Origin of the sequence: Streptomyces sp. DvalAA-14 (assembly GCF_900091855.1) — a bacterium.
In the GTDB taxonomy this organism is placed as follows: Bacteria; Actinomycetota; Actinomycetes; order Streptomycetales; family Streptomycetaceae; genus Actinacidiphila.
Genome location: NZ_FMCH01000144.1, coordinates 1 through 2,435 on the forward strand (window position 1 = coordinate 1; position 2,435 = coordinate 2,435).

Genomic DNA, 2,435 nt, shown 5'->3' on the forward strand with positions numbered 1-2,435 from the left:
TCCTGGACGCCGGCCAGGGGAAACGCGGCGGTGAGGGTGGTGCGGGCTCGGCCGCCGCGGGATTCGTAGAGGCGGACGACGACGTCCCCGCTGCGGTCGTCGGCGAGTTTGACGGTCTCGATCAGGACGTCGGGGTGGTCGACGGCGACCAGTGGCGGCTGCGGCGGGGCGTCGGGGCCGGGCCGCAGCGGCAGGCCGAGGGCGTATCCCTCGGCGATCGCGTCGTCCAGGGCGGCCCCGGGCCGCAGGGTGTGCCGGAAGCGCTGGGGGCCGCGGTCGGCGTGCGGGTCAGGTCCGTGCGGGGCGCGCAGCAGCGTACTGCGCAGGACGGTGGTGGTGCCGCCGTCGTCGCGGGGGTGCCGGGTGACGTCGTAGCCGTAGGCGGCGTCGCCGGCCAGCGCGATCCCCCAGCCGTGCTCGCCGAGATGGATCCAGCGGTGGGCGACGTGCTCGGCGCCGTCGTCGGTGGGCCGGGCGACGTGCCCGAACTGGATCCCGGCGGTGCTGTGTTCGGCGTGGACGTCCAGCGGCCAGGCGGCCTTGAGCAGGCTGTCCGGCTCGCGCCAGTCGATCTCGGTGTCCAGGGTCAGTGCCGGGCTGCCGGCCCGGAGGGTCACCTCCTGCACCACCCGGGAGCGTCCGGTGCCGCGGACCACCCGCACGGTCGCCAGCAGCGGCCCGTCGGCGCGGATCTCGACGCTCTGCGCGCTGTCCAGGTCGCGGCCGTGGCGCGGCCCGAGGTGGTCGGCACGCCGGGCGGCGGGGTCGTCGCGGTCGAGCCGGAGCAGATTCCCGGCGCCGCCGGGGGCGATGGCCTCGCGCCCGCTCGCCGTCTCGACGAGTGACCTGATCAGGCCGGCCGCGTCGAGCCGTACCCGCAACAGGCCGTTGTCCAGGATGTGTTCGCCGCTCCCGGTGGCCCGGACCGTCACCGGCGCCGTGTCCCCCAGCGGCAGGCCGGCCGGTCCGGCGCCGAGTGCCGGCGCGCCCGCCAGCACGGCCACCCGCCCGTCCTGGAGGCGCTGTCCGGTGCCGGGCCGGGTCTCGGGGCCGAGGACGACCACTTCACGGCGGGGGTGCGGGGCTGCGTTGAACACGGTCGCGCCGTCCGGATCACCGGCCGCCCGCCGCACCAGCCGCTCCAGCCGGCGCCGCACTTCGCGGTGGGTCTGCTCGGCCTCCTCGTGCGTCCAGGCGACCGACGTACCGGACAGGATGCCCTGGCACTGCTGGAGCAGCACCGTTTTCCACAGCTTGTCCAACTCGTCGTAGGGGTACGGGACGCCGTGCCGTACGGCGGCGGTCGCGGACCACAACTCCGCCTCGTGCAGGAGGCTTTCGCAGCGGCGGTTGCCGCGCTTGGTGCGGGCCTGCCCGGTGTACGTGCCCTGCCGCGCGGCCAGGTCCAACTCGCCGCGCCGGACGGGCGCGTCGGCGTACTCCCGTTCGGCGGCGCGGAAGAAGCGGGCCGGGGTCTGCGGGACGACGCGGGGGGAGCCTTCGAGGTCGGCCAGGCGCCGGGCGCGCTCCAGCATGCCGCGGTCGGGGCCGGACGCGCCGTGGCCGAAGGGCAGCAGGGAGCGGCCGGCGGCGCCCTTGTCGGCGAAGCCGCCGACCGCGTCGGCGAGTTCGGCCCCGGTCAGGGCGCCGCCGCCCGCTCCCCCGGCGCCGGGCGCCAGGTGGGTGAAGAGCCGGGTGCCGTCGATGCCCTCCCAGCGGAAGGTGTGGTGCGGCGGCGCGGTGCCGAAGCCGGGATCGGGGCGGCGTCCGAGGAACCAGCGGGCGCCGGCGAGTACGGCCAGTTGCGGCAAGGCCGCGCAGGCGCCGTGGGCATCGGGCAGCCACACCCCGTCGCCGTCGGCGCCCAGTTCGTCGCGGAAGAAGCGCCGGCCGTAGCCGAACTGCCGTACCAGCGCCTCGCCGCAGGCCAGTTCGGTGTCGGCCTCGACCCACATGCCGCCCACCGGGGACCAGTTGCCGTCGGCGACGGCCTTGCGGATGCGCTCGAAGATGTGCGGCTGGTGCTCCTTCATCCAGGCGTAGTGCTGCGCGGAGCCGGCCGCGACGACCAGTTCGGGGTATTCCTCGGCCAGGGCGGCCATGGTGCTGAAGGTGCGGGCGCACGACCGGACCGACTCGCGGACCGGGCCCGGCCAGGGCGGGGCGAGGCGGGCCTGGCCGACGGCGGCGAGGGTGTGCGCGGAGTCGTGGGCGCGGCGTTCCAGCACGGGGGCGAGGACCGTACGCGCGAGGGCGGCGGTACGGGCGACGGACCGGGGGTCCACGGCGTCGGCGGCGTGTTCCAGGGCGATCCGGATCTCGTGCCTGCGGGGCAGTTCGGGCGGCAGTGCGCGCATCAACTGGTCGAGGACCTCGATGTCGTGGAGGAGTTGCCAGACGTCCTCGTCGCGCGGCGCGAGGTCGGCGCGGCGCAG

Annotated in this window: 1 protein-coding gene; it reads right to left on the reverse strand. The window is 76.2% G+C overall.

From position 1 onward, the window contains the following. Positions 1–2,435, reverse strand: a 2,435-nt coding sequence (locus GA0115240_RS06835) for an alpha-mannosidase (RefSeq protein ID WP_093735757.1), incomplete at both ends; no start/stop codon positions are given.